24 protein-coding genes and 1 tRNA gene are annotated in these 24,612 nt (G+C 52.6%); 16 read left to right on the top strand and 9 right to left on the bottom strand.

Annotated elements, in window-relative coordinates; all coding sequences use genetic code 11:
• Positions 1-2 precede the first annotated feature (2 nt).
• The 7 genes from rpsU (at position 3) to AC2VLR_RS10890 (ending at position 8,129) form a co-directional block, all read left to right on the top strand.
• The gene (gene rpsU / locus AC2VLR_RS10920) at positions 3-218 is read left to right on the top strand and encodes a 30S ribosomal protein S21 (protein ID WP_010636820.1); all 216 of its coding nucleotides are present in this window, start codon (positions 3-5) and stop codon (positions 216-218) included.
• Between the two features lie 2 nt (positions 219-220).
• A complete protein-coding gene (locus AC2VLR_RS10915; RefSeq protein ID WP_264319176.1) occupies positions 221-670 on the top strand; it encodes a GatB/YqeY domain-containing protein in 450 nt (149 codons plus the stop codon).
• Complete coding sequence (locus tag AC2VLR_RS10910) at positions 667-3,003, top strand: endonuclease MutS2 (RefSeq protein WP_486882140.1); 2,337 nt, start codon at positions 667-669, stop codon at positions 3,001-3,003. Before AC2VLR_RS10915 ends, AC2VLR_RS10910 begins: the two co-directional genes overlap by 4 nt.
• A 3-nt stretch (positions 3,004-3,006) precedes the next feature.
• On the top strand, positions 3,007-4,770 hold the full coding sequence (gene dnaG, locus AC2VLR_RS10905; RefSeq protein ID WP_486882139.1) for a DNA primase: 1,764 nt from the start codon (positions 3,007-3,009) through the stop codon (positions 4,768-4,770).
• A gap of 102 nt (positions 4,771-4,872) precedes the next feature.
• Positions 4,873-6,765 (top strand): RNA polymerase sigma factor RpoD, encoded by a 1,893-nt coding sequence (gene rpoD / locus AC2VLR_RS10900; protein WP_486882138.1) that lies wholly within the window; start codon positions 4,873-4,875, stop codon positions 6,763-6,765.
• Between the two features lie 53 nt (positions 6,766-6,818).
• Positions 6,819-6,895 (top strand) — tRNA-Ile (locus AC2VLR_RS10895).
• A gap of 97 nt (positions 6,896-6,992) precedes the next feature.
• Positions 6,993-8,129 (top strand): site-specific integrase, encoded by a 1,137-nt coding sequence (locus AC2VLR_RS10890; protein ID WP_486882137.1) that lies wholly within the window; start codon positions 6,993-6,995, stop codon positions 8,127-8,129.
• 222 nt (positions 8,130-8,351) lie between these two features.
• On the opposite strand, the gene AC2VLR_RS10885 is transcribed toward AC2VLR_RS10890, so the two are convergent.
• Both AC2VLR_RS10885 and AC2VLR_RS10880 read right to left on the bottom strand, forming a co-directional pair.
• Positions 8,352-8,669: a hypothetical protein gene (locus AC2VLR_RS10885; protein ID WP_486882136.1), complete on the bottom strand. Its 318-nt coding sequence runs from the start codon at positions 8,667-8,669 to the stop codon at positions 8,352-8,354.
• A 100-nt stretch (positions 8,670-8,769) separates the two neighbouring features.
• The gene (locus AC2VLR_RS10880) at positions 8,770-9,234 is read right to left on the bottom strand and encodes a hypothetical protein (protein ID WP_486882135.1); all 465 of its coding nucleotides are present in this window, start codon (positions 9,232-9,234) and stop codon (positions 8,770-8,772) included.
• Between the two features lie 603 nt (positions 9,235-9,837).
• Here AC2VLR_RS10880 and AC2VLR_RS10875 point away from each other — a divergent pair.
• Together AC2VLR_RS10875 and AC2VLR_RS10870 are read left to right on the top strand one after the other, a co-directional pair.
• Entirely contained in the window at positions 9,838-11,226 is a 1,389-nt protein-coding gene (locus AC2VLR_RS10875; RefSeq protein ID WP_486882134.1) for a TonB-dependent receptor plug domain-containing protein, read from the top strand.
• A 59-nt stretch (positions 11,227-11,285) separates the two neighbouring features.
• A complete protein-coding gene (locus tag AC2VLR_RS10870; protein WP_486882133.1) occupies positions 11,286-12,266 on the top strand; it encodes a TonB-dependent receptor domain-containing protein in 981 nt (326 codons plus the stop codon).
• 208 nt (positions 12,267-12,474) lie between these two features.
• On the opposite strand, the gene AC2VLR_RS10865 is transcribed toward AC2VLR_RS10870, so the two are convergent.
• Entirely contained in the window at positions 12,475-12,975 is a 501-nt protein-coding gene (locus tag AC2VLR_RS10865) for a hypothetical protein (RefSeq protein ID WP_486882141.1), read from the bottom strand.
• Between AC2VLR_RS10865 and AC2VLR_RS10860 the strand changes: the two genes are divergently transcribed.
• Both AC2VLR_RS10860 and AC2VLR_RS10855 read left to right on the top strand, forming a co-directional pair.
• Positions 12,859-13,122, top strand: coding sequence for a hypothetical protein (locus AC2VLR_RS10860; protein WP_486882132.1), 264 nt, complete (start codon positions 12,859-12,861; stop codon positions 13,120-13,122). The two genes, AC2VLR_RS10865 and AC2VLR_RS10860, sit on opposite strands and share 117 nt — an antisense overlap.
• Before the next feature lie 108 nt (positions 13,123-13,230).
• Complete coding sequence (locus AC2VLR_RS10855; RefSeq protein ID WP_486882131.1) at positions 13,231-14,856, top strand: peptide ABC transporter substrate-binding protein; 1,626 nt, start codon at positions 13,231-13,233, stop codon at positions 14,854-14,856.
• Between the two features lie 339 nt (positions 14,857-15,195).
• Here the strand turns inward: AC2VLR_RS10855 and AC2VLR_RS10850 are convergent, their stop codons facing one another.
• On the bottom strand, positions 15,196-16,692 hold the full coding sequence (locus AC2VLR_RS10850; protein ID WP_486882130.1) for an amidase: 1,497 nt from the start codon (positions 16,690-16,692) through the stop codon (positions 15,196-15,198).
• A gap of 151 nt (positions 16,693-16,843) precedes the next feature.
• Here AC2VLR_RS10850 and AC2VLR_RS10845 point away from each other — a divergent pair, with 151 nt between their 5' ends.
• The gene (locus AC2VLR_RS10845) at positions 16,844-16,978 is read left to right on the top strand and encodes a hypothetical protein (RefSeq protein ID WP_486882129.1); all 135 of its coding nucleotides are present in this window, start codon (positions 16,844-16,846) and stop codon (positions 16,976-16,978) included.
• 58 nt (positions 16,979-17,036) lie between these two features.
• Here AC2VLR_RS10845 and AC2VLR_RS10840 read toward each other — a convergent pair whose 3' ends face one another.
• Entirely contained in the window at positions 17,037-17,843 is an 807-nt protein-coding gene (locus AC2VLR_RS10840) for a copper resistance protein NlpE N-terminal domain-containing protein (protein ID WP_486882128.1), read from the bottom strand.
• 126 nt (positions 17,844-17,969) lie between these two features.
• Positions 17,970-18,707 (bottom strand): HugZ family pyridoxamine 5'-phosphate oxidase, encoded by a 738-nt coding sequence (locus AC2VLR_RS10835; protein WP_486882127.1) that lies wholly within the window; start codon positions 18,705-18,707, stop codon positions 17,970-17,972.
• Positions 18,708-18,857: 150 nt separating this feature from the next.
• On the opposite strand from AC2VLR_RS10835, the gene AC2VLR_RS10830 reads away from it, so the two are divergent.
• Positions 18,858-19,499: a phospholipase D family nuclease gene (locus tag AC2VLR_RS10830; protein WP_486882126.1), complete on the top strand. Its 642-nt coding sequence runs from the start codon at positions 18,858-18,860 to the stop codon at positions 19,497-19,499.
• Between the two features lie 49 nt (positions 19,500-19,548).
• On the opposite strand, the gene moeA is transcribed toward AC2VLR_RS10830, so the two are convergent.
• The 3 genes from moeA to mobA are packed head-to-tail and all read right to left on the bottom strand — an operon-like array spanning position 19,549 to position 21,857.
• Complete coding sequence (gene moeA, locus AC2VLR_RS10825; RefSeq protein WP_486882125.1) at positions 19,549-20,787, bottom strand: molybdopterin molybdotransferase MoeA; 1,239 nt, start codon at positions 20,785-20,787, stop codon at positions 19,549-19,551.
• Positions 20,788-21,282 carry a molybdopterin-guanine dinucleotide biosynthesis protein B gene (gene mobB / locus AC2VLR_RS10820; protein WP_486882124.1) on the bottom strand — a complete coding sequence of 165 codons (495 nt, stop codon included), beginning with the start codon at positions 21,280-21,282 and terminating at the stop codon, positions 20,788-20,790. It lies immediately after the preceding gene.
• Positions 21,279-21,857: a molybdenum cofactor guanylyltransferase MobA gene (gene mobA / locus AC2VLR_RS10815; RefSeq protein WP_486882123.1), complete on the bottom strand. Its 579-nt coding sequence runs from the start codon at positions 21,855-21,857 to the stop codon at positions 21,279-21,281. Before mobA ends, mobB begins: the two co-directional genes overlap by 4 nt.
• Positions 21,858-21,935: 78 nt before the next feature.
• Between mobA and AC2VLR_RS10810 the strand changes: the two genes are divergently transcribed.
• Genes AC2VLR_RS10810 through AC2VLR_RS10800 form a run of 3 tightly spaced genes read left to right on the top strand, consistent with a single transcriptional unit; the run spans position 21,936 to position 24,594 of the window.
• Positions 21,936-22,493, top strand: coding sequence for a hypothetical protein (locus AC2VLR_RS10810; protein WP_486882122.1), 558 nt, complete (start codon positions 21,936-21,938; stop codon positions 22,491-22,493).
• A complete protein-coding gene (gene leuB / locus AC2VLR_RS10805; RefSeq protein WP_486882121.1) occupies positions 22,490-23,560 on the top strand; it encodes a 3-isopropylmalate dehydrogenase in 1,071 nt (356 codons plus the stop codon). Before AC2VLR_RS10810 ends, leuB begins: the two co-directional genes overlap by 4 nt.
• Positions 23,561-23,571: 11 nt before the next feature.
• Positions 23,572-24,594, top strand: a complete 1,023-nt coding sequence (locus AC2VLR_RS10800) for an aspartate-semialdehyde dehydrogenase (protein ID WP_486882120.1) — start codon at positions 23,572-23,574, stop codon at positions 24,592-24,594.
• Positions 24,595-24,612 lie beyond the last annotated feature (18 nt).

Below are 24,612 nucleotides of genomic sequence, written 5' to 3'. Positions count from 1 at the left end.
CTATGCCAACTGTTCGTGTTAAAGAAAATGAACCTTTCGAAGTGGCGCTGCGGCGCTTCAAACGCTCCTGTGAAAAGGCCGGAGTCCTGACGGAAGTGCGTCGTCGTGAGTTTTATGAAAAGCCCACGGAAGAACGCAAGCGCAAGGCTGCTGCCGCCCGCAAGCGTGCGTTGAAGCGGATGCGCCGTCAGTCCATGCGTCTGGTGCGGATGTACTGATCATGTCTTTACGCGAACGTCTTCAGGAGGATATGAAGGCGGCGATGCGCGCGCGTGAGTCCGAGCGGCTGACGACTATTCGCATGCTTCAGGCAGCCATCAAACAGCGTGAGGTGGATGAGCGTCGCACCCTGGAGGAAGCGGAAATCTTGAGTATTGTCGAAAAACTGATCAAGCAGCGCAAAGACTCTGCCACTCAGTTCAGGGCGGGTCAGCGTCCCGATCTGGCCGACAAGGAAGAAGCGGAGATTGTCATGCTCACGGCCTATTTGCCCGAGCCCCTGAGTATGGAAGCGCTGGATGCCCTCATTGCCGAAAGCATTTCCCAACTGGAAGCAGCTGGACCCAAGGATATGGGTAAGGTGCTCAATGCCCTGCGTCCGCAATTGCTGGGCAAAGCAGACATGGCGCTGGTTGCCGATAAAGTGAAGGCGCGTCTGAATAACGGATGACAGCCGTTGCGGCTTTGACCGGAAACGCTCCCTGGCTGGACAGCTTTGCCAGAGTCCTTGACCTGGAAGACATTCGCGCCGCATGGGGTGCCCGCTGTGCCCATCCTTATGGGCAAGATTATGTAAAAAACCTGCATCCCTGGGTAGCGCTGACCGAAATCCATCAGCGTCACCATCTCGCCCAATGCCTGCAACAACGCGCTGTGGCGGGTTCAACTCTGCCTGTCATGACTCTGCCGGAAATCCGCGCATCGCTGGATCTGGTCGAGCGTCCCGGGGCGGTCCTCGCTGGCCGGCAATTGCTGCAGGTGAGTCAGGTTTTGCTGGGACAGAAGCACTATGCTGTCGTCTTGCGCGAAATCGATGACGCTCTCACCGAATGGGCGGCCGATATTGACCCTCCCCCGTCATTGCTGCGCCGTCTGCAGCAGTCCCTCGATGAGGAAGGGGAGCTTCTGGATACGGCCAGCACCGAACTACAGGCACTACGCCGGCAGTTGCGCCAGGGCCGCCATGACATTCAACGGTTTTTACAGGGTTTTTTGCGCAATCCTGATTGGCAGGATTACTGGCAGGAGCAGCTGATTGTTCTGCGCAATGATCGTTATGTGCTGCCCCTGAAAGCCAGCCACAAAGGGCGGATCAAGGCCATTGTCCATGACCGCTCGGCCAGTGGCGAAACTCTTTTTGTAGAACCCTTGACGGCGGTAGATCTCAATAATCAACTGGTGCAGGACCGCCAGGCCGAACGTCAGGAACAGGAAAAAGTACTCCGGATCTTGAGTGCGGCGGTCGGACTGGAGGCGGCGAATATCCGCCGTGCTGTCCAACAGTTGGGAAAGCTGGATGGGGTCCGGGCAGGGCTGGAGCTGGGGAAAGCCTATCAGGGCGTTCTGGTGCCGGTGGACAAACATCCCTTTTTTGCCTTGCACAAGCTGCGGCATCCGCTTTTATGCCTGCAGCATCCCGGACTGGTAGTAGGTAATTCCCTGGCGCTGGGAGAGGAGCATCAGCAGTTGGTCATTACCGGACCCAATACCGGCGGCAAGACGGCATTACTCAAGGCGCTGGGTTTGAATCACCTGATGGCCTATCTGGGTTTGCCGGTGGCTGCCGAAGGCCAGCTGGGTTATTTCCGCCAGGGTTTTGCGGTGATTGGTGACGCCCAGGATATTCATGCCGATCTGTCCACTTTCTCGGCCCAGGTCAGTCGCTTGCAGGTCGTGCTCGAGCAGGCCGACGCCCATAGTCTGGTGCTGCTGGATGAGTTGGGTAATGGTACCGACCCTCGTGAGGGCGGCGCTCTGGCCCAGGCGGTGGCAGAGGAACTGCTGGCGGCCAAAGCCTGCACGATGTTGACCAGTCACCTGGAAGTCATGAAACGCTATGCCCTGGGTCGCCCGGGGGTGGCCTTGGCCGGCATGGGTTTTGATGCGGAAACACTGACGCCGACCTATCGTCTGCAATGGGGCGTGGGCGGCGCCAGTCAGGGGCTGACCATCGCCCGGCGCATCGGTATGCCCGAGCCGCTCATGCGTCGCGCGGAAGCCCTGTATGCCGATGATCGCGAGGACTGGGAACGCTGGGAAGCACAGCGGGAAGGGTTGCTGCGCGCCGCGCAACAGGCCATGGATGAAGCGACGCTGGCGCGGATGGAAGCGGACAAATCGGCGAAGCGTTTGCAACGGGAACTGGAGACGGCCCGTCAGGAACGCGAGCGCGCCGCAGAGGAAGCGCGCAGCGAGTGGCAGCGCTTACTCGAAAATGCCCGCAGTGAAGTCCGTAAAACCATTGCGGCGCTCAAAACCGGGCGGGACACTCAGGCGGCCAGTGCGGCATTGGAACAGGCAGGGGCGCCTTTCCGGCCCGTGCAGGATGCCGCCCCAGCTTTGCCGGAAGTGGGGAGCAGGGGGTTGTTTTTGCCCCTGCGTCAGGTTACCCAGATCACGCGCGTGGACGCGCTGCGTCAGCGTCTGCAAATTCAGTTGCGTGGCAAGCAGTTGTGGATCCCGGTGGCGCAGTTTCGTGCCGATGCGGCGCTGGAAATGCCCAAGGATAAGGGCAGTACTCAGTATGCTTCTCCGGAAAACCATCCCTGGCGTCTCGACCTGCGCGGCCAGCTGCGCGACGATGCCTGGCAGGCTTTGTGCCGTCATGTGGACGGCGCTATGGCTTCCGGTCGGCAACAGGTAGAGGTGCTCCATGGTAAAGGTAATGGGGTGCTGGCAGAAATGGTGCGGGAATTTGCCCGGCAGGATCCCCGGGTGACCCAGTGGCGCATGGCCCGTCCCGAGCAGGGCGGTGGTGGCGTCAGTGAATTGGAGTTGCGCTGAATCATGGTGAAATTTTCGCCAGCATTTATTGATGCCTTGCTGGAGCGCACCGATCTGGTCCGGTTGGTGGAAGGGCGGGTTCCACTGAAAAAGAAAGGCAAGGATTTCTGGGCCTGTTGCCCTTTTCATCAGGAAAAGAGCCCCTCGTTTTCGGTAAGTCCGGAAAAGCAGATTTATTACTGCTTTGGCTGTCACGCCCATGGGAATGCCATTGGTTTTCTGATGGCCCATGACCGCCTGTCTTTCCCGGAAGCGGTGACCCTGCTGGCGGAAGATGCAGGCATGGCTTTGCCCACGGAGCTTGCCGGTCAGACGCATCAGGAAGATTTCCGTCCCTTTAGACAGATTCTGGAAAAAGCGGTCAAACTGTACCGGGGCGCCCTCAGCGAAAATCCGGTGGCCCAGCAATACTGGCAGAGTCGTGGCCTTCATCCGGACACGATCGACCGTTTTGAGTTGGGTTATGCGCCGCCCGCCGCCAGTTTTCTCAGTCAGCAACTGGGCCTGGACGACAATACCCGAAAGGCATTGATCGGCGCGGGCCTGGTCAGTAGCCGCGAGGACCATTCGGTATATGATCGCTTTCGCGAGAGAGTGATTTTTCCGATTCGCGATGGGCGTGGTCAATTGGTCGGCCTGGGCGGACGTAGTCTCGATGGCCGCGAACCCAAGTATTTGAATTCTCCCGAAGGTCCCTTATATCACAAGGGTCAGGTGCTTTACGGGCTGCATCAGGCCCGGGAGGGCTTGCGCCGGACGGGGCGGGCTCTCCTGGTGGAAGGTTATCTGGATGTCATCACCCTGCATCAGGCCGGTCTGGATTATGCGGTGGCTGTCAGCGGTACCGCTCTCGGTGAAAGTCAGTTGCAGATGTTGTTTCGCGCGGCGCCCGAAGTCCTGCTCTGTTTTGATGGCGATGGGGCGGGGCGCAAGGCGGCCTGGCGGGCGGTACAAATAGCACCCGAGCTGTTGCGTGAAGGGCGTTTGCTGCGGGTACTGTTTCTGCCCGATGGTCAGGACCCGGATTCATTGGTGCGCGGGCAGGGCGGGGCGGCGCTGGAAGCCCTGTTGCCGACCGCGCGTCCAGCTATCGACTATTATCTGGACGAGCTGCAGCGCCGCTACAATATTGCTGCGGAAGATGAGAAAGCCCAGTTTCTGCGTGAAGCCCGGGCATTTTTGCAGCGGGTCAATGATACGACGCTGCGGGAAGTTTACCTGCACAAGCTGCAGGATTTGTGTGGCATGGCCCTAGCCATACCCGTAAAAAGGCGTGGTCGGGAGTCTGCGCTTGCGCCGGCGCGCGGGGTAAAGGCGCGCGGCAAGGCGGGGCCTTCTCTTTTCAAAAATGCCTTGCGTCTGCTTTTGAACCATCCGGAAGATCCTGCCTGGCAGGAACTGGAAAAAACATTGCTCCCTTTTGCCGCAGACCCGATGGCAAAAAATCTGGACGCGACCCTTGATATTTTGGCCAACATGACCCATCTAGGTTCTCACGAGCTCTTGGCGAGATTGGCAGGCTCTGATCTGTCCGAGGTTTGTTATGCCTTGGTCATGGATGCGGATGCCGAGAGTCAGGAGGGCGCGTTGATGCGTAACGAGATATCGGGGTGTGTGCAAAGGGTCAATCAACGACTGATCAAGGCGCGAATAGATTATATGGCATCTACGGCGGATCGTTCGGGATTGGGGGCATTGACCGAGCAGGAGAGGGCCGAAATGGTGCAGTTGACCCGGCGTGGTCGGCGCAAGCCTTCAGAATCATAAAGTATCCAATGGGCAGGATGAATACCTGATGCAGAATTCCGGCTTTTCATCCAGGGGTTTTTTCTTATATAATGTGCGGCTTTCCGCGAGTGCAGGATAGTTATGAGAGACGGTGAGAGTGTAGTGGACAATGAGTCTCAGCGGTCTGAGCTGAAGCGCCTTATTGCGCGCGGAAAAGAGCAGGGATACCTGACTTACGGGGAAATCAACGATCATCTGCCGGAAGAAGTGTTTGATCCTGAGCAGATGGAAAATGTCATCTCCATGATCAATGACATGGGCATTGATGTATTTGAAGAGGCTCCCGATGGTGACACCCTGCTGGATGCTGAGGGCAATGTCGGCGTAGCTGCCCAGGAAGCTGAAGAAGCCGCCGAGGAAGCCCTTGCGGTGGTCGAGGCGGATATTGGTCGCACCAGTGATCCGGTCCGCATGTACATGCGCGAGATGGGCACCGTCGAGCTGCTGACCCGGGAAGGTGAAATCGAAATCGCCCGGCGGATTGAAGATGGCCTCATGCAGGTTCTGCGTGCTGTTTCCACCTGTCCGACGACCATCTCCCTGCTGCTGGATGCTGCGGATCGGGTGGAGCGCGGCGAAATGCGTCTGGATGAAGTCGTGGATGCCTTCATCGATCCCAATGCCCTGGAAGCCGAAGCCGTTAGTGAAGATGACGAGGCGGTCCTGCTGGAAGGAGAAGATGCGGCAGACTCTGACGACGATGAGGACGAAGACGGTGAAGAAACCCTCGAAGCCGACAAAGGGCCGCAACTCGAAGAAGCTCTGGAGCGCTTTGCCGTTATTCGTGAAGCCTATCTGAATCTGTTGACCAGTCATGCCGAAGGTGAAATGCATGACGCCAGCTATCAGGAAAAAAGACGCGAACTTGCGGATCGTTTTCTGGAGATCAAGCTCAATGGCCGGCAGATTGATGTCATGGCCGATGCTCTGCGCTCATTGACTGAAGAAGTGCGGCAATGTGAGCGTGAGCTCATGGAAATCTGCATCGAGCGGGCTCGCTTTCCCCGGAAGGAGTTTGTCCGCAGTTATCCTGGGCATGAAAGCGACCTGGGCTGGATTGATCAGCAGATCAATGGTGGCTATGCCTACAGCGCACGACTGGTGGAGTATCGCGATGACATTCTCGCCATCATGAAGCGGCTGGCGGAAATTGAAAGACGGGCGGGCTTGCCGGTGGCGGAAATCAAGGAAGCCAGTCGCCTCATGTCCATCGGTGAAGCCAAAGCCCGGCGTGCCAAAAAGGAAATGGTCGAAGCCAACCTGCGCCTGGTGATTTCCATCGCCAAAAAATATACCAATCGCGGCCTGCAGTTTCTGGATCTGATTCAGGAAGGCAATATCGGTTTGATGAAGGCGGTGGACAAGTTCGAATACCGGCGGGGTTACAAGTTTTCGACTTATGCCACCTGGTGGATCCGCCAGGCTATTACCCGCAGTATTGCCGATCAGGCACGGACCATTCGCATTCCGGTGCATATGATTGAAACCATCAACAAGCTGAACCGGATCAGTCGGCAGATGCTGCAGGAAATGGGTCGTGAGCCGTCTCCGGAAGAGTTGGCGGAGCGCATGGAAATGCCCGAAGACAAAATTCGCAAAGTGCTGAAAATTGCCAAGGAGCCGATTTCCATGGAAACCCCCATCGGGGATGATGAAGATTCGCATCTGGGGGATTTTATTGAAGACCGGAATGTCACCGCTCCGGCGGATTCGGCCGTCAATGCGGCGATCCGGGAAGTGGTCGAAGAGCTGTTGGACAATGGCCTGACTGCCCGTGAAGCCAAGGTGTTGCGGATGCGCTTCGGCATCGGCATGAATACCGACCACACCCTGGAAGAGGTCGGCAAGCAGTTTGACGTGACCCGTGAACGTATCCGTCAGATTGAAGCCAAGGCTTTGCGGAAGCTGCGTCACCCATCACGCTCCGAGCGTTTGCGCAGTTTTGTGGATGGCGAAGTTACCATTCCTTCCTAGGGCAAAAATGTGTTAAAAATGCGGGCGCGAAAATGGTTCGCGCCCTTTCTTCAGGGCCTGTAGCTCAGTTGGTTAGAGCAGGGGACTCATAATCCCTTGGTCCACGGTTCGAGTCCGTGCGGGCCCACCATATAAAACAAGCAGTTAATAAATGACGGTTGACAATCCCCTGCTCCTCAGGTACAGATTCAGTACAGTGCTGAATTTGGACAGGGGAGTTTTGTCTTATGGCTACCATCGTCAAGAACCCGGCAGGTACCTGGAAAGCGGTCATTCGCAAGCAGGGCTGGCCGACCACCGCCAAAACCTTTCGCACACGACGGGATGCCGAGGATTGGGCGCGGCAGTCCGAAGATGAAATGGTCCGGGGGGTCTATATCCGCCGGTCCACCAGTCAGAAGCTTACCGTGGGCATCGCCCTCGACCGCTACCTGCGGGAGGTTACCCCAACCAAAAAAGAGGGTGACTCTCAAAAGCGCGACCACACCAGCGCCAAGGTCGTACGCCAGCGCTTAGGGGCATATGCCCTGGTGGCCTTATCTCCGGAGATCATTGGCCGCTATCGGGATGAGCGCCTGGCCGAAGGGCGGGCGAATGATACCGTGCGTTTGGAACTCGCTTTGATTTCCCATCTGTTTACCGTGTCCATCCGCGAATGGGGTGTCGGCTTACCCGGCAATCCCGCCCTCGCCGTCCGCAAGCCCAAAGGCCGTAGCCGAGACCGCCGCTTGCACGGAGACGATGAAGCGGCACGCCTTCTGCAAACGGTGCGTGCTCATAGTAATCCCATTCTGGCCTGGGCCACCGAACTGGCCATAGAAACCGCCGCTCGCGTAGAAGAAATCCTGTCGCTTGAACTCCGGGACGTGCATCTGGACCGGCGCATCATGGTGCTTCGGGATACCAAAAATGAGGACACCCGGGGTGTGCCCCTCACGGCCCGCGCCACGGAAATTTTGCAGGAAGCCATAGCCACCTATCCTCGGGATGACTCTCCTCTGATATTCCCCGGTAATCCCGGTCGGGATGGGGTGCGACGTCCCTACCGCATGGGTAAGGTCTGGAGAAACGCCTTGCAGCGCGCGAATATTCAAGGCTTGCGTTTTCACGACCTGCGCCATGAGGCGACCAGCCGATTCGTCGAGAAAGGGCTCTCTGACACCAAAGTGCGTACTATCACGGGCCACAAATCCCCCCAGATGCTCGCCAGGTATGCCCATTTGCGGGCGGAAGACTTGGTGGCGGAGCTGGACGATAGGCAGGGATATCGCACGGTGTCTGCACCCATTCGGCAAAAAACCCCTCCCCAAGCTACAGCAAGAACGGCGAAAATTGTGCCTTTCCGTCCCCTACGGGCAAAATAGAGCCAGTGTGACTGGCTCCAGGCGGTTTTGGGGGGGGCTTAGGATATGAATCTGAAGGTGGCCGCGATGAATAGATATCCCCTATGCTGAGGCAGTGGCGACGTTTTAATTCAGGTCGCTCGACGTTTTCTCGCCGGACCTTGTCTTTGGGCATTATGTCGGGAGTCAAGCCGATTGTCATATACGGGATGTGGGGGCATCGGAAGGTCAGCAACCCCAGTATCACAATAAAGGCCGAGGCCGATGCGCTCTGGCAATCTGCTGCTTAGCCGCCAGCAAGGCCGGGTGACTTATCCCCACCCAGTTCCAGAGATTCGCCAGAAAAACTAAGGAAAGGGCAAAGAAGGCGCCGGCGATTATCGCGGATATAAGGCCAGATAGTGACCACAGATCGTTGTCTGGTTGTTGGCGATGTTTCCACCAGGCATAGAGGGTGACCGCGAGAGCCATCAGGGAAATGGCCAGCAGTAGGAAGCCGACCAGGAGATGCTGCAGGGCATCCATATACGCAATTTGCGCGAGTTGGGGGGAGATTGGCATGTGCAGGGTCCTCAAAGAGTATTGATGAAGTGGGGGAACGGTTGAAACCGCAGGCCGGGCTATCCAGAGATTCCAAGGAACACCCGCCTGCACATGGACGTTACAAATCCGCGAGTAAAAATCGGGGAACCAGATCGGGTCGGCGCTTTAAAGCCTGCATCCGTTCCTGCTGGTCCGTTGGGTTCTCCCAGAGCCGCTTTTGCCCCTCCACCTTGTTTTGGAGTGCGGTGGTATCCAACCGGCAATAGAGAAATTCCTTTTTCTGCGTGACGGCCACCAGGAGGAACTCCTCCTCCGGGAGATTGTTCGGGTTGAGCCGTTTTCGCAGTGTCTCTGGCAGGCGATGGATATCCTTCACGGTCACATTGAAGGCTGTGAGCAGGGCCGCCAGGTTGTGTCGTGGCACAAACCCAAAGAAACGCCAGGGCCCCTCGGGCGCAATGCAATAGCTGCACCCATCTTCCGCAAAGGTCCATTGTTGGAAGTGTTGCTTCCGAAAGGCTGCGAGGTCTTGCTGATGAATATAGTGGGTCAGACGGTCTTCATAACGGTGAATAGACTGCATAGGAGTGTTCCTTTGGTTACATGCGATATTGCACATAACCAGATTACCACACGCAAATATGGGGTTATTTTTTGCAGGTGGAGAGTGCTGGCCATCGCTTTGGTCGTCATCAGATGGAACGGAATTTCTTGCGGACGGGGCAGAGTGCGGTGTTCAGTCAGGAGTGTGGGCGGAAGCGCCAAGGAAAAATGGGCAAGATTATCCGCTTTGAGATGCAAGCACGGATCGAATTGAGGCGATTAGGGCCGGGACAAAAATGATCCCGGCGGAAAAAACGCGAAATTAGCCACTTTATGAAACCAAAATGACCAAATTCCAGCTTTATTATGAGCGATAGGATGATGTCACATGGAGTTATTGGTTATGCACCTCCATAGCTCACTTTCCGCCCCCTTACTTCGTGTTACTCCATTTCAGAGAGGCGACAACTACCCTGACACCGGGGGGTAGGCGAATGCACTAAAGTGGTGCAATTGGATTCTAAAAAGGTGATTCTGCACCACAAGCTGGCACCAAATGAAATTTAACCCAATGAGAAACAATATGTTGAATATGGTATGATTTTTGCTATGTAGCATTGGATTTTAATAAAGGAGATAAACAATGTACGCCAATAAACAAATTTTGAATAACAAAAATAAATCCTCTAGCATTGTTCTAAGCAGTGTATTCATAGCAGTATGGTACACTTGTTATTCTGTTCCTATTGCACATGCATCAACTGTATCTGAAGTTCCTAAAAATGATAAAATAGTTAAGCTTAAAGAAATAAAGAAAAAATATAAAAAATTAATAATTGGCGAAAAAAATATAGCTTCTGCAATGTCAATAATCACCCCCGAAGAGCTTAAACATGCTAGTTCATCTCAATCAATCTATAGCATGCTTCGATTAACTCCATCAGTAAACGAATATCAACAAAATATAGGTCCTGGTACACCTACATTAACAGTGCGGGGTGTAAGAATGAGTCAACTCGCGCAAACCTTAGATGGTATCCCTATGATTAGTTTACTTCACGGTGGACAGGGTGCTTATATAAATAATCAGGACAATAATGTAGGGTCTATAGTTTCTATGGGACAAATTGAAGGTATTCATGTTTATCCTGGAGTTGCTCCTCCAGATCGAGCCGGTTTTGCAACCGTAGGTGGAACCGTTTCGTACACGACAAAAATGCCAACCAATAAATTCTATGCTAAAGTTTTTACAAAGATTGGTTCATTTTCTACCGATAACTATGGATTTGAGGTGAATTCAGGCAAAATTAAACATAGTGATGGTTTAAGGACATTTGTTCGTCTAAGCCAGACACAAACGGATGGTTACATACAAAACACTCCAGCAAGATATACGGATTTCTTATTCAGCGCAATAAAACCATATGATTATGGATTATCTAAAATTACAGGGACGGTAATATATAACCAAGGAAGCGGATACATGTTGACGGAAACTACACCGATAGAACAGCTCGATAAATACGGGATATTTTTCAACTATCCTTTATCTGAAGCTAGTAATTATCAAGACAATTCCTATCTTACTGCCATCCTGGGCGATCAGGCATATATTAATAGTCATCTTGTATTGTCCGGTAAATTGTTTTACATTGGAAAATCAAATAAATTTGAAGGATATACTAATCCAAATTATATTAATTCCACATATCCTTATCAAGTCAATTTTAACTCTCCGTATTTTGCGTACGGACCTATAGGCAATGACTATGGGAATAATAACAATATAAGTTACATGCCAGAGAAAGTTTTTGGCAGTTACCATGCCGGTGAAGCTGCAGAAATACAATATAACCATACAAGAACAATTGGCATAGCACCTAGAGCCAATATTTTCTTACCACATAATGCGATTACCGTTGGAGCACTTTTTGCAAGAGAAACAACTGGAGACAACAATGCTACTTACTTTTATGGTAATTTAAACATGCCTCAAGTAAACGGTTATAACGCTTTAAGTTATGGAAGATAGAAAAAAGGACCGTCTACAGTGGATATTTCCAGGACAAAATTTCTCTTTTGGACAATACTTTGCATATTCAACCCGGTGTTACAGTGACAGGTGTCAGCACATCAAACTATGTTCCGAGCAATATCTATAACTCGCCTGCACATCCGTATACTTTGAGCAACTTCGACAAGGATATCTTGCCTTATATAGGTATATCCTATGATATAACACCAAATTATATTGTTTATGCTAGTTACGGTAAAGGTGCGAGGTTTGCGCCAGTTCAAGACTATGTTCTTGGCTCTTCTGGTAGTACCACTGTCGCTCCAGGCCCTGAAACAGTAAATGCGTATGAAGCTGGTATAAGATACCTTGGGAAACATTTATATATAAACTTTGATGGCTTTCTTCAAAACATGCATGGTATGTTCTCATTCTATACTGACTACCTTACTAATTATTCTATATATGCAAATGTTGGTGAAGAGCAAATGAAAGGACTTGAACTTTCTGGCAAATACCAAATTTCTCCTGAAATAACTTTCTTTGGTAATGCCTCATATACTGACGCTCGATATATGAATTCCTTTTCAGCGAGTGATACTCCTTTTGAAGGCCAATATGGATATGTTTTTGCTGGCGATCCTTTAGCCGCAGTTCCTAATTGGTTGGCTACACTTGGATTACGATTGCATGTATCCCATTTGCATGCGCAACTTTATGGTACATATACTGGGCCGCAACCTACCACTTATGACTTGCCGCCAACTGAAAAAGAACTTGTTCTTCAAGATGCGACAGTTCCCACGGATTCTGTTAAAGTTCCTCCGTATTTTCTATTGAACTTGAGTGCTAATTATAAAATCCCCATCAATAAGGGTTTTATTAAAAGCTTAACAGTGAGTCTTAACATAGATAATCTGCTTGACAATCATTATTATGTTCATACGGCGCAGGTTTACAAGCAGTATGGATTTACAGCTGTCGGACAACAATACAACTCAGCTTATCCTGGTGAGCCACGTTTTATTGAACTTGGATTATCAGCTAAGTTTGCTTGATGATGAGTTTACTCTTATTTGGTTTGTCATCTGATCAAGTGTTCATGAAAGTGAGAAAATACTTCCTCACTGTGGTAAATCCTGAGCCTAACGGTCAGCGGCGACGCTGACCGTATGCGTCCTCCGGTATCGGCGATTTCGTTGAAGCAAGTCAAACAGACTGTGAGTATCTGGCAGTGCTGATCCAGCGTGTTGCATGCCCAGTTTTCTATGGCCGGGCCGGTAAATCCCGCAATGCTGGAGAATCGGGCGTAGAGAGGATGCCCCTGATTATCGATCGAGAACGCCGCCACAAAGGTAATTTTGCTTTCGGAACCGGGTCTGTGTTTACCCAGGGCGCGTTCTCCGTCCAGATAGGCATCATCGTCAGTACCGCCCTCTGCAGCATATAAGGGCTTCGCTTTTTGCATGGAGGCATGTGTTTATGATGAATACACCAGACTGTAGGATAGCTGACCCAGCGTTGACGTTTCAACGCCAGGGCAGACACGCCGGTTTTCGCCTGACTGGTCAGATAAATAACCAGAAACCATGTGTCAAGGGGGAGGGGAAGGCATGTTCTCTGAACCGGTGTTGCGGCAATCAAGGAAGTATGTTGCCGACACTGGCTGCACTGAAAGGTTTTGCGCGCGCCGCCTTTCAGCGCGAAGTGCCGGATACTTCCACGCTGGTGGCAGTAGAAACCCTTCGGCCAGCGCGTTGCTTCCAGCGCCTGGGCAAATTGTTACTCTGTGCTAAAACGCTGCAGGCAATCGCGAAGCGACAAGCCTTCATGAAACTGCACACGATTCATAGAGATGGGACACCTCAAGTACATCGAAATCAGTGGAGTATATCAGAGCTGGGAGCTGTATGAAAAAAAGATTAAATATATTCCAATCAGGATATAGTATGCATTTAATTAACCTGTTGAGGTTTATATGCTGTTTATCCTTGCGCGTGCGAGCTAGTGAGCCAATATACCATGAATGTTTTCAGTATAAACAAACAACTCATTAATCAATTTTGTATTTTTATTCTTTTGGTAGCTGTAGAGCTTGTATTCACCGCTTCTGCGATGACATTAAAAACAGTTACTGGGACTGGAGACTCTCCTCCTATGAATATAAACTCTCTTCTACCAATTGTTAATAATGATTCATTAGCCGATTTTCAAGTTGACCAGCTACTTTTTGCTTATGCTATATGGGTTAACAATGATTTATCTATTGACTGGGGCAAGTCATTAGCTAAGAGTATTAAATTTTCCGATAAAAATACTGTTGTTTCCATAAAGCTAAAAAAATGGCGATGGTCTAATGGTCGTATAGTTACCGCCAATGATTTAGTATATAGCTTGAGTCTTATCAAAAATTATGGTGAGAGGTATCCGAATTATGGTATGGGTGGTATACCTTATATTATTAAAAAAACATCGATTGTTAACGAACATAAGGTGGTCTTGTATCTCGCACATTCTGTGAATCCGGTATGGTTTGAGCTTAACGGTATAAGTCAGCTTGTTCCACTACCAGCATTTATGATGAAAAAATACTCTTTAAAATATATATATGATAATCAGACGAATAAATATTTGGTACGTTACACCGATGGACCATATATGTTAAGTGGTTACAAGGCGGGAAGATATGTCAGTTTTGTTAGAAATAAAGAATATTCTGGCCCTTTAGTGGTGCCAAATAAAATAATATTTTACATGTTTCCTTCTGAAGGTGCTGAGTTCTGGTCTCTTAAGTCTGGAGTTATTAACCTTGGTAATGTTCCACATTTTCTACTCCCAGCTAAAAATTTAGTTAACAAGTTGAGATCCTGTTATACTAATGGTGGATATGGTATTAATTATGCGCCATTAAATTTTCACAATAAATCAGTAAGTTTTTTCCATTCTCTTGCTGTACGCAAGGCTCTTGAGGTGGCTATTAACCAAAAACAAATAATAACGATTGCATATCATGGTCTTGGAGTAGCTAGTTATTCTCCTGTGCCGGTATATCCTTCAACCTTTCTTTCACCTAAGATGAAGTGGGAAGACACTCATCCGGATTCAGTGTTTAATATTAGGCTCGCGGATAGATTTCTTTCCGATAGTGGTTGGGTGCTGAACAGTAATAATATTCGAGAGAAAAACGGTAAGCTACTGAAATTTGACTTGATGGTATCATCGGCTAGCAGAACAGACCGTATTGTTGCTGAGTTACTACAAGCGAGTTGGCGAAAAATAGGAGTATTAATACATATTAAGCTTGTTCCTTTCAATGTTGAGCTCAGTAAGCTAGAGAATCCTAATGGCTGGCAAGCGGCAATAATACCCTGGATTTATAGCCCTGATTACTACCCATCTGGTGATGGACTTTTTAATAGTGGAGGTGGAACAAACTATGGAGGCTTTTCTAACCCTATATTAGATCGTTTCATTGAGCTTACTGCTATCCGGCCAGGTAATGAATATTTATATAAATATCAAGACTATGCTGCCAATGTTCTTCCTGTTTTGTTTTTACCTATGCCTAAATACCTTGTTAAATATGACTCTGGATTTGGTCTAAAAAGAGTAAATACGGCTTTAAGTCTGGTTCATTGTGACGGTTAATATTTCCTATTAGAGGGCTGGGTATTTTAAGCTCGCATGTAGGAGCAGTATGAGCTTGCTGTTTTCGCTTTACCTAGCTTTCGGCAGATGGGTTGATAAGGATTAGAGGTCTGAATCATCCGTTGATGCAGGACGAAATGGGCCATTGCGGTGAAGCGTGCCTCTGGAGGACGCCAGCATCGCAGTGTTCGGCGACGTGGATATGCCGGTGCCACTGTCGCAATGGAAGGTTGAGGCATCCGCTGGCAGGGGCGAGCGCTGGGTAATGGTGCAGCCCATCCATTGCCGTCCAGCAGGATGGCACGCGCGTTCCGGTGATTGTGCATCCTTTCAAACGCTTTATACATCCTTTTCATCTATATCCATTTTAAATAACGGTGTAATTCGCGCTGCCAGCGCTGTTTCCAAGGCGTACCCGTAACACAGTAAAAGTGACTCAGTTCCAGGGCCCGCGAAAAACGTTGCACCGACCGGCAGTCCCTGTATATGTCCGGTGGGCACCGTCAAACTTGGCGTACCCGCCACGGCTGCGAGCGTACTACTTCCACCGGTGTGGTGGTCACCAGTAAGCAAATCAATTAACCCACTTGGATTATTGGAGGGTGCGACACAGGCTGCCAATTGATTTTTATAGAGCATGTAATCCAACCCCTCTGTCCATGCCAAACGTTTACACAAGCGCTTGGCATCAAGATACCTTTTCTCACCAAGTCCACCTCTGTCCGCAGCAAGCTCCAGATATTCCTGCCCAAACCACGGCATTACCGATCCCGAATTTTTTGAGTTCGAGGCAATCAGTGCTTCAAGTGAGTGCGGTACATCTTTTGAACGAAGACCATTCAAGTAATGATTGATGCCGTATTTAAATTCATAGAGTAGAACCTCCAACTCCGCCTGGCCAAGTTCCGCCATGTCTGGAAGTCGAATGCCCTCAACCAGGGTAACTCCGAAATCTCGCAATGCATCCAGAGCTTTTTCAAAAATAGGTATGGCGTCACGATGCAGCTCAAACTGATTCCTCAACACTCCAACCCGTGTACCTTTCAGCCTATTCGTATCGGAAAAGATCACCGGGTCCCTGTTACACGCCACATCCTTTCTCAATACCTGATAGAGCAAAGCACAATCCTGAACTGTTCTCGCTATAGGTCCAGCGGTATCCTGACTGTGGGCTAAAGGCACGACACCGACAGTGCTTATTTCACCCAAACCGGGCTTCAGACCCACAAGGCCGCAAGCCGCAGCGGGACTGAGGATGGAGCCATCCGTCTCTGTTCCAACGGCAACCGTACACAGGCTGGCGGCGACAGCTGAGGCAGATCCCGAACTGGAACCAGAAGCGCTACGAGTCAGCATATAAGGATTACGGGTCAGCCCACCCCGACTACTCCAACCACTAGTGCTCCAGGGACTACGGAAATTCGCCCATTCACTGAGGTTGGTTTTGCCAAGTATTATCGCTCCCGCGTCCCGCAAACGCTGAATCAGAACAGCGTCTCGATCGGGGCGATTATCCAGCAATGCCAAGGAGCCGGCACTGGTGATCATGCCATCACCGGTTTCAATGTTATCTTTAACTAAAATGGGAATGCCATGCAGGGGACCTCTGAGGAGTCCCTTTTTTCGTTCCATATCCCGCGCAACGGCAATAGTCCTGGCCTTCGCATTCATCTCTATGACGCTATTTACGCCCCAGCCATTGCTCGAGCTGTTTGAGTCATGCGCAGCGATGCGCGCAAAATACGCCTCAACCAGATCTAACGATGAGCAAATATTAGAGCTCATCCAGCTTTGAAGAGTAACAATATCCACCTCAGACAAATCCGACAAAATCATTGTAACCTCAGACTTAAAGAGCAGGACGAATTATGAAGACAAAAACCATCTCACACCACGCCACATCGTTGTGAAGATGAGAACACTGCCAGACGGCCCACTTTGCCCTCTAAGGCAGTATCGAGACGAGGAGTCGCGGCTGATCGACGAAATGACCACTCTGATGCTAGCGGATTTTGACGCGGAAACCCGATTTCAGTTGCGGGCCGTGCGTGGTCAGGGAAAGGTCGGTCGTGGACTTGATTTGCTGCACAAAGCAGAAAAAGGGGCGCAAAACAGTCGCTGACATCGCAAATAATGTCAGCGACAATGCGCAAGGTGAGTTCGCTACACCGTAGCTATACTCACTTTTTGGGTGGGGTGGCTACCGGCTGAAAAGTGGCCAGAACCTGACCCTCGGCATCTTTGAACTGGAGTTTGGAGCCCTGCAAGGCATAGCTGCGGGTTTGTTCCAGTGCTTTGGAGAAAGGGCCATCAATGCTGACTCCCACGCAGGCCATACGGGTGGAGATGAGGGCAGGGAATTTCAGTTGCTGATTGGCTCCCAGTACCAGTCCACCGGCAACCCGGTTGCAGCCATCCCAACCGGCAACACGTTGTTCTGTAGGGAGAAAGGTGAGGTAAGGCGCTTTTGCCTCGGAACCTTTGGCGATGCTTTGTCCTGCCAGACTGCTGAGTCGCCACGCATAACTGGCGTAGAGATCCTGGGCAGCACTATGATCGCTGACCTTGTGCAGCAGCCAGAGCTTGCCATCGCCAGTGGAGAGCGCCTTACCGGCACCTGTCAGCGGCGCCAGCGCATTTTCCCGCACCTGGTAGGCTCCGATTTTTTGCTGATTGGCTCCCAGCAGTTCAATCACCTTGCCCGTCTGCCAATGAAACCGTCCGGTGGTTTCAGTGATGCCCTGGCTACGGTCAGCATACTGGGTGGTGAGGAGATACTGCCCGTTGGCTTTAAGGGCGAGGGTGCTGCGGATACCTGGGCAATCCGCACAAGGTAAGTCTCCCGCATAACTACCCTGCCAGTCTAAGGCACTTTGGCTGGTATGTTGATCTGGTGGTGTGGCAGTGTTCATGGGCGGAGTAACCGGCGCACAGGCAGCCAGAAGGCTGATAATGGGCAAAGAAAAGGTGAGTGCCGTGTATTTCATGTCCCCCTCCGAATTTGTATTTCTTATAATTTTACGGGTTTTTCAATTGGAGTGGCAAGTGAGCCAAGAGGCATGATTTTCATGGGCAGCACATCGACCCGGCACACCGACCCGGCACCGGTTTTGTCAGGAGTTTACTGCAACACTCTCACGACACTGCTGCGCCAGCGCTACTAGGGCCATGCGGGCTTCCTGCGCATTGGTGACGGGGTCGGGCAGATCAAAACGCAGTAGCTTGCCGTCGGCGCGCAGATCAAAGCCATCATAATCCATGCCTACCATTTCCACCTCGAAAACATCCAGGGCATATCGATGCCGACAATAGTCGCGCAGGTTATCGCGATGGTCGGCATTCATATGGGCGATAATGCCCTCTTCTGCAGCCAGCAGTGCATCGCTGGGTGGCGGCGCATAATGTTCTGGTCGAACCCAGTGAATTTTGCCAAAGCCGCCAATGTAGCGGATGTTTTCAACAGCGATCCGGTAAAAATAGAAATCATGGGCAGCAAAGTAATCCCGGGCTTGGGGGAGATAGCGCAGATAACGATCAGCAAAAGCGTTTTTGTCCGGTAGCCGGGTGGCGCGACCGGTCAGTGTGACTCTGCCGGCAGCCTGCAGGTCTTCGGAGCAGGGTTGTACCAGCAGACTCACCCGGGAGTCGGCATCGATATTTTTGGTATGTTCTGCGAGGTTGGATATGAGAATCAGGGGATTACCTCGGTCATCCAGGACAAAAGGACTGACTGAAGCGAAGGGATAGCCTTCCAGTTTTTTGGAGAGGGTGCAGAGGGATCCATTATGATAGGCACGCACAAAACGTCGTGCTTCGCTACCGGTGGCTAGGGCTTGATCTTCAGGGGGCATGGAGGCATCCGGGCTTGTCGACATTGAAATCAATATATGCAGTCTAAACAGTGGTACCGGGTCTGTCGATAAGCGGGTTTATGGTGACCCTCTTGGCGAAAAGCCCACTTCGTTTTATCTTTCCCTAAAAATTGACTGAGCGTAAAACCTATGGCTTCCACCCCCACTTTCATCCTGCGCGCTGTCATGTCGTGCGCCTGCCTGTGTATTCCGCTGCAGGCTCCGGCAGACGATTCCTTATGGCAACAGGTTGTACGTTGGGGCGAGGAGCAGTGGTCCATGGCCACAGCCACCATGCCCCATTCACCGGTGACTGTTCCGGCGCAAGGGACGATAGAAGTGGCTTTTTCGCCGCCAGGCGGGGCAACAGCAGCCATCGTCGCAGCCCTTGGTGCAGCGCGCCAGAGGGTCTGGGTGCAGGCTTACAGTTTTACCAGTGCGCCCATTGCCAAGGCGGTGTTGCAGGCGGCGCGCCGGGGGCTGGATGTACAGGTGGTGTTGGATAAAAGCCAGCGCACCCAGAAGTATTCTGTCGCAGACTTTTTTGCGAATCAGGGCGTGCCGGTATTTATTGATGACCAGCATGCCATTGCCCATAACAAGGTCATGGTCATCGACTCTGACACACTGGTTACCGGCAGTTTCAATTTCAGTAAGGCGGCGGAGCAGGCCAATGCCGAAAATATGCTGATTTTCAGAGGAAATCCTGCGTTACAGAAGTTATATGCCGACAATTTTCGTTTTCATCTGAGTCATTCCACCCGATACGAGCCGCGTCATGGCCGGGATTGATTAGGATTGACCAGAATAGACCGGAAAGGCATTTGCAGGGCTCAGAAACTTAAACGAGCCCTTCCAGCAGTTGCACATCCACGAGGCTGCCGGCCGGGGCGCCATCGGCTTCTGCGGCGAGAATGATCAGGCAGTCGGCATGGGCGAGACCGCTCATGATATGCGAGGCCTGCTGGCCAACTCCGGCGACTTCAAGACCATTTTCTCCAGAGACCAGCACCCCGCGCTGAAAGTCGGTTCTTCCCGGTTTTTTCTTGAGGGCATGAGCCAAGGGCAGCTGGATAACGGGGGCCGTCCAGGGCCCATTGCTGCCCATGCGCTTGAGGATGCAGGGCCGCACGAACTGGTAAAAAGTCACCATGGTGGATACCGGGTTGCCGGGCAGGCCAAAAAAGGTCGCCTCTCCTAGCTGACCAAAGGCCAGGGGCCGTCCTGGTTTCATGTTCATTTTCCAGAAATGAATGCTGCCCATGCGACCCAGCAGTTCGGCGATGTAATCGGCGTCACCGACGGAAACGCCGCCGGTGCTGATCACCAGATCAGCCATTCCGGCAGCCTGTTGCAAGGCAGCTTCCAGACGTTCGGGATCATCGGCAATCCGGCCCAGATCATATATTTCACAGCCCAGGCGCTGGAGCATGCCTTGCAGGGCATAGCGATTGCTGTCATAAATCTGCCCGGCTGCGAGGGTGCTCCCGAGCGGGCGCAGTTCATCACCGGTGGAGAAAAAAGCGACCCGTAAGCGCCGCAACACCTTTACCTCTGCCATACCCAAGCTGGCCAGCAGAGCCAGTTGGGCGGGACGCAGCAGGGTGCCAGCCTGGAGTGCCAGGGCACCGGCCTGCAAATCTTCGCCTGCCTGACGAATATTGGCTCCCGCCTGGGGCGGTTGCTGGGGTACTACCTGCTCATCGTTGACCTCGGCGAGTTCCTGAATCAGCACGCTATCGGCCCCCTCGGGCACGACGGCACCGGTCATGATCCGCACGCACTCGCCGGGTCCTATCGGGTCCGTGAAGGGGTGGCCGGCAAAACAATGACCGATCAGGCGCCGGGGCTCTGCGCCATCGGCGCTGCGCAGGGCGTATCCGTCCATGGCGGAATTGGGCCAGGCGGGCACCGCTTGCGCCGCTCGCAGGTCTTCCGCCAGCACGCGGCCCAGAGCATCGCCCAGGTGCAATATTTCTGTATCAATCAGGGCGGGGCTGGCCGCAAGAATGCTGGCTCTGGCCTCTTCCACGCTTTTCGCCAGGGGATCATGTTCATTATCACTGCAGCAGTGCGCCATTCAGGGTTCCTCGTGTATCCAGCTATAGATGAATTCGGCAATTTTTCGGGGGCTATTGAGGTCCAATACCGGACAATGGGTGGATAAGGCCGTATCGCTGGCGATGGCGATGATCTGCGAATCTTCCAGAGCCAGCAAGGGTTTTTGCAGAGAAGGGCGATGCACCTCTATTTTAGGTATGGGTAATCCCTTGTTTCCTTCCAGAAACAACAAATCCGCAGAGCTGGGCAGAGCGGCAGTCATACTTTCCAAGTCTACAGTTTCTGGTGCCCGACAGGTCGTAAACCAGCGTTGGGGGCCTTGTAAGAGAACGGCTTCGGCACCTGCCTCGCGAAGGCGGTAACTGTCTTTACCGGGGGTATCCCAGTCCACCTCATGGTGCGTAGACTTGACCACGGCGATGCGTAATCCTTTGGCGTGCAGTAGGGGTATCAAAGCGCAGAGCAAGGTGGTTTTTCCGCTGCCGCTATATCCTACCACTCCTATCGTTTTCATAGCAGATCCTCGGGGCTGTTGCAGTTGCGCAGCAGGACTTCATCCAGATGTAGTGTCGCGTAATCCAAATCCTGGAACCATTCCTGGGCTTTGCGACCACCTTGATCCAGATAATGTTGCAGGTGCGGCAGCAGACGCCGATGACATAAGATGACTACGGCATGTAAGCCGGTGTCGCTGCGGACCACCACCAGATCCCTGTCCATTTTGGCCTGCCACAGCTGGCGCAGCAGGTCAGGGGGAAGGAGCGGGCTATCTACCGGAATACTGGCCACCCAGTCCTGGCGGGCGGCCGCAAGCCCGGCACTCAAGCCCATGAGGGGACCTTCAAAACCGTTGTTGGCGTCGGTAATGACCCTGTAACCCAAAGCCCGGTATTGATCCAGATGACGATTGGCACTGATCAGAATCTCTGTGCTGTCCGCCTGTATTATGTGAATAGCCTTTTTAATCAATGTTCTGCCGCGCCAGTGAACCCAGCCTTTATCGACTCCGCCCATCCGTCGGCCTGCTCCGCCCGCCAGAATCAGGCCAGTTACCGGTAAGGATGAGGAAATGCTTTGCTGCTTGCACATAAAATTTGGCGGCTGCCCTGTCATAAAAGCCTATGCTATCCTTCCACAATTAGCGGACAAGTAAAACCCGGAGCAGTTATGTGGGATTGGTTGCGGGGCAGGTCGGGACCGACGGTTCCTCCCCGTGGTGTGGTCGTCGATGCAGGTATTCCCAATCAGGAAAGGGTCGCGGAATTACCGCTGCCCGAGGCCCTGTTTGTTCTGCATTATAATGGGTTTGCGCAACTCCCGGAAAATGGTGAATTGCGGCAATTGTTACTGGATACCGCCCGCAATGGAGAGTTCCTGCGCGATCTTCCCCGGGTCAGTGCCCGGCGCCTGGAAGAAAGCCACGGACTGCAATCTCGTTTTGGGGTGGAGCTGGAAAACGTGGTGCGCTTTTTCAAGGTGCTCCATGGTGAAATTACCCGACGCATGTATATCGATGCGGCACGCCAGCGCGAAGATGTGGCGGGGGTACAATTCACTCTCCGCGATCCGGGCCAGGCCGATGCCGAGCAGCTGGCTATTGTCGAGGCGGATCCATCGGCTCTGGGCGCGGGTATTTATCCTCTCAATCATATCCCCGAGAATCCGCATCCGGGAACCGAAAACCCCTTTATAATTCGTATTGTCTTGAAAAAGGATCTGGCATGAAAAAAATAGCGATTTTCCCGGGTGACGGGATTGGTCCCGAGATTGTCGATGCCGCGCGGCTGGTGCTGGATGCGGTGGATCAGGCTGCTGGCTTGCAACTGCAATGTACGGATGGACTGGTCGGCGGTGCAGCTCTGGATGCTGCCGATGATCCCCTGCCGGAAGCCTCCCTGCAGTTGGCCATGGCGGCTGATGCGGTCATTCTCGGCGCAGTGGGTGGTCCGCGCTGGGACAGCCTGCCCCCCGCCAAACGTCCCGAACAGGGCTTGCTGCGTTTGCGCAAGCATCTGGACCTTTTCGCCAATTTGCGGCCGGCACAGATTTTTCCGCAACTGTTGAGTGCCTCGCCGCTGCGCCCGGAACTGGTGCAGGACGTGGATATTCTGGTGGTGCGGGAACTGACCGGCGACATCTACTTTGGTCAGCCCCGGGGGGTAGAGATGGTCAATGGCAAGCGGCGCGGCCACAACACCATGGTCTATGACGAGGACGAAATCCGCCGGATTGCCCATGTCGCCTTCAAGGCCGCCCAGGGTCGTCGTAAACAGCTGTGTTCAGTGGACAAGGCGAATGTGCTGGAAACCACTCGGCTGTGGCGGGAAGTCGTGACGGAATTAGCCCCGGAATATCCCGATGTCAGCTTGAGCCATATGTACGTAGATAATGCGGCAATGCAGCTGATTCGTGCCCCTGCCCAGTTTGATGTGCTGCTGACGGGAAACATGTTCGGTGACATTCTTTCGGATGAAGCCAGTCAACTGACCGGCTCCATCGGCATGCTGCCCTCGGCCTCGCTGGGGGAAGGACGGGGCATGTATGAACCCATTCATGGTTCCGCCCCGGACATTGCCGGCCAGGATAAAGCCAACCCGCTGGCGACCATTTTGTCTATCGCCATGATGCTGCGCCATTCTCTGGGCGCCGAACAATGGGCTCAGCGGGTGGAGATGGCGGTACAGAAAGTCCTGGATGCCGGCTTGCGCACGGCGGATATTGCCGCACCGGGTGAAGCCGTGATCGGCACCCGCGCCATGGGCCAGGCGGTCGTTCAAGCCTTGCAACTCTGAGGAAGTCGCTTATGAAAAAATCCCATTACAACGTGGCAGTGCTGGGGGCAACCGGGGCCGTCGGCGAAGTCATGATACAAATTCTGGAGCAGCGGAACTTCCCCGTCGATAATCTCTATCTGCTGGCTAGCGGACGCTCTGCGGGAGGGCGTTTGCCATTTCGCGGCAAGCAGATACTGGTCCGGGACGCCGCAGATTTTGACTGGTCCCAGGTGGACATCGGCCTGTTTTCTGCGGGCGCCAAGGTCAGTGCCCAATTTGCGCCCAAGGCCGCTGAAGCGGGCTGTGTGGTCATCGACAATACCTCTCAGTATCGTTATGACGATGATATTCCCCTGGTGGTGCCGGAGGTGAATCCCCGGCGGATTGGGGATTATGTCAATCGCGGCATCATTGCCAATCCCAATTGTTCGACCATCCAGATGTTGCTGGCCTTGAAACCCATCGCCGATGCGGTAGGTATCGAGCGGGTGGTGGTCGCTACTTATCAGGCGGTCAGTGGCGCAGGCAAGCGCGCTATCGAAGAACTCGGCCAGCAGACCATGGCGCTGTTTCGTCACGAAGAGGCGGTTTGCGATGTATTCCCCAAGCGTATTGCCTTTAACTGCCTGCCGCAAATCGATGTGTTTCAGGATAATGGGTATACCAAGGAAGAAATGAAAATGCTGTGGGAAACCCGCAAAATTCTGGAGCTTCCCGACATCGCTCTGACCGCTACCTGTGTGCGGGTACCGGTATTTTATGGACACTCCGAAGCCGTCAATGTGGTGACCCGCGACCAAATTACTCCCGAGGCGCTACGTGCTCTGCTAGAAAAAGCCCCGGGGGTGACGGTGGTGGATAATCAGGAGAAGTCTTTATGGCCTTCGGCACTGGATGCGGCCGGGCAGGATACGACCTATGTCGGCCGTATCCGGGGCGATTGTTCGCACCAGAACGGCATTAATTTCTGGGTGGTTTCCGATAATATTCGCAAGGGTGCTGCCCTGAACAGCGTGCAGATTGCAGAGATATTGATTCGCGACTATTTATAGGGGCATCACGGGTCAAAT

The sequence above is a fragment of the Acidithiobacillus sp. TH-A117 genome (genome assembly GCF_057473465.1).
Note: the sequence above shows the minus strand (reverse complement) of the source record. Positions and strands in the feature narration are given on the sequence as shown.